The 6062-nt window shown below is 35.9% G+C and carries 6 protein-coding genes; 4 read left to right on the top strand and 2 right to left on the bottom strand.

Going from position 1 to position 6062, the window contains the following annotated elements; all coding sequences use genetic code 11:
- Positions 1–213: 213 nt before the first annotated feature.
- Positions 214–300 carry a JAB domain-containing protein gene (locus IHO40_RS05875; RefSeq protein ID WP_368666770.1) on the bottom strand — a complete coding sequence of 29 codons (87 nt, stop codon included), beginning with the start codon at positions 298–300 and terminating at the stop codon, positions 214–216.
- A 651-nt stretch (positions 301–951) separates the two neighbouring features.
- Here IHO40_RS05875 and secG point away from each other — a divergent pair.
- From secG to IHO40_RS04060, 3 genes are read left to right on the top strand one after another with little or no spacing between them, the layout of a single operon-like run.
- Entirely contained in the window at positions 952–1272 is a 321-nt protein-coding gene (gene secG / locus IHO40_RS04070) for a preprotein translocase subunit SecG (protein ID WP_225536884.1), read from the top strand.
- Positions 1272–2876, top strand: a complete 1605-nt coding sequence (locus tag IHO40_RS04065; protein ID WP_225536882.1) for a CTP synthase — start codon at positions 1272–1274, stop codon at positions 2874–2876. Before secG ends, IHO40_RS04065 begins: the two co-directional genes overlap by 1 nt.
- 41 nt (positions 2877–2917) lie before the next feature.
- Positions 2918–3334 carry a nucleoside deaminase gene (locus tag IHO40_RS04060; protein ID WP_225536881.1) on the top strand — a complete coding sequence of 139 codons (417 nt, stop codon included), beginning with the start codon at positions 2918–2920 and terminating at the stop codon, positions 3332–3334.
- Positions 3335–3439: 105 nt separating this feature from the next.
- On the opposite strand, the gene IHO40_RS04055 is transcribed toward IHO40_RS04060, so the two are convergent.
- The gene (locus IHO40_RS04055; protein ID WP_225536883.1) at positions 3440–4711 is read right to left on the bottom strand and encodes an MFS transporter; all 1272 of its coding nucleotides are present in this window, start codon (positions 4709–4711) and stop codon (positions 3440–3442) included.
- Positions 4712–5175: 464 nt separating this feature from the next.
- On the opposite strand from IHO40_RS04055, the gene IHO40_RS04050 reads away from it, so the two are divergent.
- On the top strand, positions 5176–5577 hold the full coding sequence (locus IHO40_RS04050; protein WP_225536880.1) for a hypothetical protein: 402 nt from the start codon (positions 5176–5178) through the stop codon (positions 5575–5577).
- Positions 5578–6062: the final 485 nt, after the last annotated feature.

Here is a 6062-nt window from a genome sequence, read left to right as displayed (position 1 = left end):
AGAAACATCCTTGCTGTTATAAAGGGAGCTGAAAGAATTTTTCAAGTAGTTTTTTGACTCATCTCCCTCCCTTCAGAACATTGGTAAACATAAGCTACTGTAGCTATAAAAGCTTTCACAACATCCTGTTTTCCTTGGAACTAAAATAGCTATCAAATGTGATAATACGCGATCTATTAATTCTATTCCTACACTTTTACAAGCCTCCGCTAGTTACCTAGTGAGGGGTATATCACTACTTGAAGGCTTTGTATCTCCACTTGGATGGTTGTGAGATATTACAATAGACGTTGAGCCAATTAAAAGAGCGCGTTTTATGATTTTCCTAATATAAAGGGGAGTTTGATCTATTGCACCAACGTTTTAAAGGTCTTCCGCCATTATACGACACCTTTTATTCATGTAAATGACGCGAAAATTCCTTATTGATGCTTCCTATGCTTATTCTTAAGTAATCAAGCAATTTTTTCCAGTTATTGATTATAGGCAGGTCCTTTATCTCTTCTTCTTGCGGAGTGAACAAAGGCTTGTTTTACACAAAAAATGGCAAATATAGCTGCATTGTTGACTCCACTAATGTTTTGCAGTGCTTCTAAACCAGCATTAAAAACCTTATTTAAATTACCAAAATTTTCTATCAGACTCTTTGGGCTTTACATCAATTCTACTGTATGATGAGTACAAAATATGCTCTCAAACCTCATAGTCGAGCAGTGATTGTCCATTATCCAGAATAATTTTTTCTCTTAAGCGCTTTCTATGCCCTTTTTTGTAATCTTTTACCATTAATAAATTGCTTGCTGTGAATTTCCTATAATTAAGAAATTAAGATCTTAAGGTAAAATATTTTATAAACCTCTGTTATTCCAGATAAAACGCTTGTTTACTTGAATAGATCTCTTGACTAATACACTTCATGCTCCTAAAATTTTTATTTTCATCCCTATTATAATGTCAGTAACGATACTCAGTGTACTACAAATAATATTAGTTATTGTTCTAGTAATTTTAGTACTTTTGCGGCCACCTGGAAGTAGCCCGCTGAGTGGCTTTAGCAATTCACAGCAAGGGTCCAATTCAATAATCCCGGTGAAATCTTCCACAAATCCGCTTAGTAAAACAACGGCTATAGTTGCCGGATTATTTATCATAAACACATTATTATTATCAGGATTATGTTCAAAAGATGTGCATAAGAAGTCAATTGCAGAAAAGATTATATTAGAAAAAAAACAAGAAAATGAATCCACCTTTGTTCCTTTTGAAAATTGATGAAGGAAGCTAAATTTATCTTTGTAACAGGTGGGGTTGTTTCATCACTTGGCAAGGGTTTAGTTGCCTCAAGTGTAGGCGCACTTCTTCAGGCTCATGGCTTTGTGGTTCGTATCAGGAAACTTGATCCGTATCTGAATATTGATCCTGGAACAATGAACCCAATTCAACACGGGGAAGTATTTGTCACAGAAGATGGTGCTGAAACTGATTTGGACCTTGGGCATTATGAGCGCTTTACCGGGATTAAAGCAAACAAAGACGACAATATAACAACTGGTAAAGTATATCATGAGTTATTGAAGAAAGAAAGGCATGGTGATTATCTGGGCAAAACTGTGCAAGTTATTCCTCATGTGACAGATTTAATCAAGTCGTTTATTTTTAATGGTGCGGAAGGTTTAGATTTTATAATATGTGAAATCGGCGGAACTGTAGGTGATATTGAGAGCCAACCTTTTTTGGAAGCCATACGTCAAATCACCTATAAGCTTGGAAAACAAAGAGTTATCCTTGTACACTTGACCTTGATGCCATACCTTACTGCAGCACAAGAATTAAAAACAAAACCAACACAGCATTCAATTCGAGAGTTAAACTTTGCAGGGTTGCAACCAGATATTATATTATGTCGTAGCGAGAAAGAAATTTCTGATAATCAAAGAAGAAAAATAGCTAGTCTTTGTAATGTTTCTTTGCCCAATGTAATACCTGCTCCTGATGTGAACCATATATATGAGCTGCCAGCCTTATATAACCAATGTGGACTTGGCACACAAGTTTTGGAACATTTTAACTTGAACAAGCCAAAACCAAACTTAAATGAGTGGGATCAAATAGTACACTCTATGAGACACCCAACACGGGAAGTCACTGTGTCTATAGTAGGAAAATACACTGAATTCCCTGATGCGTATAAATCGCTAGTTGAAGCATTAAATCATGGTGCAATTAGTAATAAGGTCAAGGTAAAAATAAATTGGATTAACTCAAGGGAGAAGAGTGAAGAACCTATCGACAAAAAAACAATAGAAGAGAAATTACAGAATTCTCATGCAATCCTTGTTCCAGGTGGATTTGGCGATGATGGAGTAGAGGGTAAAATACCGGCAATAAGTTATGCTCGCACGCGTAATATCCCATTTTTTGGAATATGTCTTGGCATGCAGCTTGCAGTTATTGAATTTGCTCGCAATGTCATTAAGCTTGAAGATGTACACTCCGAAGAATTTTGTACATGTAAACATCCGGTCATTAAGCTAGCTGGCAATAAGAACATCGACCTTGGTGGAACTATGAGACTTGGGGCGTGTAAATGTAATATAAGCCCAAGTTCCAAAATGGCAGATGCATATAGTGATATTACTATCTCGGAAAGGCATAGACACAGATACATAGTCAATTCAGACTATAAAGATGATTTAGAAAAAAATGGGTTGATATGCAGTGGTATATCAGAAGATGGAACGTGTATAGAGGCAGTGGAGCTGGAAAGTCACCCATGGTTTATCGGCGTGCAATTTCACCCAGAGTTTCAATCAAAACCGTTTTCTCCTCATCCTCTTTTTGTATCTTTTATTAAGGCAGCAGCTAATACAATTTAAAAAAAGAAGATCAGAAGAGGAAAGTGTTTAGATACCGATATATGGAGCTTGCAATAGAACAAGCAAAACTTGCCCAAAAGAGTGACGAAGTTCCCATAGGCGCTGTAATAGTGAGTAGAAGCAATGTTGTTTCTTCCGCGCACAACATATCCAATGATCCAACTGCACATGCGGAGATGTTAGTGATTAGACAAGCATGTAAATTGCTTTCAACGTCAGTACTTTGTGATGCTGATGTGTATGTAACATTAGAACCGTGTCCAATGTGTGCTCAAGCTATCTCCTTTGCAAGAATTAAACGATTATATTTTGGAGCCTATAATCCAAAAGGTGGAGGAATTAAAAATGGTGCTAAAATATTTCAATTTTGTAACCACGTACCTGAAGTTTATGGTGGGGTATTAGAAACAGAGTGCTCTTTTTTGCTAAAAGATTTTTTTGAGAAACTGAGAACCTAATTAGGCTTAGCCATTCCAGAGTATACTGGTTAAGTTGAGTGTCTTTCTAATCTTGCAATCCTTTCGATTTCACTAACGGAAAGTGTATGATTTATACCAGAATTTTTACCAATCAAAATTTTTATCTTGTGGTTTTATTTGCAATATTGCTACCAAACTGACCAATAAGCAGAAGATTATATAAAGCCCAGCGGCAAAGTTTATTTGAGGGAATGTTATAGTAAACCAAGTACATATCATAGGAGTAAATCCACCATGCAAAGCATAAGAGATGTTGCGTGATAAACTCACTCCACTAAATCTAACATTGGTGGGAAAGAGTTCGGATGCAACTATTCCTATAGGATTTATACCTCTTTCTATTATAGAGAGAACCATTATACTAAGCATAATTATAAGATAACTTTTATAGTGGTATGCAATAGATAACATGGGACAACACAGTACCATAGTAATTACTATGAATAGGATTGCAGTGCGCTCCTTTCCCACCTTATCAGCTAGCATTCCAAATGCTATTGAAGATATCGGCATTAATACACTGGTTATAATCAACACAGTTTCGTTGACATATGTTGTTATATACGTCTCAACCGATACTATTTCTTTTGCAATTGTTCTAAGAAACATGGTGAATCCAACAGCAACATTAACAGGTATAGATATTAAAATAGCAAGTGCAAGAGCTCTCTTATAGAGTTTTATAAGCTCTATTATTGGCAAATCAGGTAAATTTCTTTGTTTTCGACTTTTTTCATATGCTGGAGTTTCTCCTAATGTGTATATACTATATGCACTAATCAGTCCCAAAATAGCTGAAAAAGTAAACGGTATTCTCCAACCCCAAGCGTTAAAGTCAGTGATTTTTTTACAGATAACCACTATCGCCACAGAAAGCAAAACGCCGATGGAGCGACCAAAACTTATTACTCCAAAAAACATTCCTAGCTTTTTCTTATTAGGTAAATGCTCTGTGAGATAAACAGAACTGCCTCCTTGTTCAGCGCCAAGCGCAATTCCTTGTGTTAGATGGATTGCAAGAAGCAACATAGTAGAAGCTACACCTATCCGGCTGTAACCTGGAATAAACGCAACAAGGCTAGAAGGAATCGATATTAGCAAGATGGCAATTGTTAACGCTACCCTCCTTCCATACTTGTCACCAATGTGACCAAATACAGATGCGCCAAGTGGCCTTACCATAGCGCCCAGTCCTGCAATTCCAAACAATTGCAATATGTTGTAGTAAACATCTTTTGCAGAACAAAACTCTCTACTAATTATGTTAACCAGATCAATAAAGAGCATATGGTCATACCATATTGCGATTCTGCAGAGTATTGTTGATATCAATACCCTTGTTTGCTGATTGCACACCAATTCAATTCGTAAATGTTTGTCCATTTTAGCTAGTTTTTAGGATATAGTAAAGCTATAACCCAAGGTGTGGGGTTGACTTTTTTATTACAGTATATTATAATTGGAATATTATTAAAATTATGGGTAAAGTTCTAATGAATGTAGCTTATTTAGCAGCACTTATCTCAACAGCTATAATTAAAAATAGCAATGCTTTGTGCTATAATGTGTATAGGTATCCTCTTTAAATATTATTTAAAGGAATTAAAAAACTCTTAGATTCAAAAGGACTTCTATCCATCCTGAAAGCGATAGGTGCAATTTCTATAATACTATCTCAGTCATATCTCTCCCGCTTATTACATTAAGCTTTACTACTCCGTAACTTCTGGTAGTAGGTATAGTGGGTGGTATTGTTGGCGCTATTTCCATAGTATTATCAATAGCAGCTTACGTTTTTCTTTCAATAGCGGTGGAAAGGGTTGACTCAACAGGCTGAAGATTATCAGCCCTTGTCTTTAGTTCCTTTGATGTTTATTGGAAACATCGTATCTAGAGCTTATATTGCTGCGAGCGGTGCTTTCTCAATGTGTGAAGTAGATTCCTTAACATCTTTTTCAGCAGCACTAGAGTCCTTATCCATAGTGAGAATACACGCATTAGCACTTACGATTGTAACTGCAATTGGAGTAGCTATTGTAATCGAACTTGCTAAGAAAGCCAAGGAATACACATCAGGTAAAATGACACAACCAGAAGAAAAACTTGTCGAATCCTCAAATGATTATGTTAAAGATGAAACACCAAAACCCGACTCCAAAATTAAAGAAGCAGAAACAAAAGAAAAACCCGCTGGAAATAAGGAAGTATCTCCTATTGCCTGACATCATTGCCACCTCAGCATGTGACATACATCTGCACGAACATTGTAATTTAAACCTATTACAATGGTGTCATTTCAGTGTGTGACGCTGGAATCTAGGAACTTTATCAAGTAGGTGAACATAAAAGTAGTTGCTTTACGTTAAAATATTCCATAATTATTATGGAAAGATTAGATCACAATGCCCAGCTACTTGGACGACATAGTAGGGCTACTTACGTCATTTGTTGTAAACTCACTTTTACTATATAATTAGTTTTTTAGAGAATCTTATCTACCTAATTTTACCACTCTGTTGAACGGGCACAAGTTACAAACAAAAAACTAAAAAAGAAACATAGTTGATCTTAATCCGCTAACACATAGGCGGAACAACGAACTGTTGGTAGATATACTGTAATTGTAATTACAGTATATCTATTGTTTTACTACTTTATTAGGTATTTGTGTAGTTATTGGAGATACTCCCTAATCTTCTTCAAATCT

Origin of the sequence: Wolbachia endosymbiont of Mansonella ozzardi (assembly GCF_020278625.1) — a bacterium.
In the GTDB taxonomy this organism is placed as follows: domain Bacteria; phylum Pseudomonadota; class Alphaproteobacteria; order Rickettsiales; family Anaplasmataceae; genus Wolbachia.
The sequence above is the reverse complement of the archived record's forward strand: the minus strand, read 5'-3'. Positions and strand labels throughout refer to the sequence as shown.

What these genes read in the sequence shown, in the direction of transcription:
- secG (WP_225536884.1), top strand. Translation starts at nt 952, where the DNA reads ATGTCAGTAACGATACTCAGTGTACTACAAATAATATTAGTTATTGTT.
- IHO40_RS04065 (WP_225536882.1), top strand. Translation starts at nt 1,272, where the DNA reads ATGAAGGAAGCTAAATTTATCTTTGTAACAGGTGGGGTTGTTTCATCA.
- IHO40_RS04060 (WP_225536881.1), top strand. Translation starts at nt 2,918, where the DNA reads ATGGAGCTTGCAATAGAACAAGCAAAACTTGCCCAAAAGAGTGACGAA.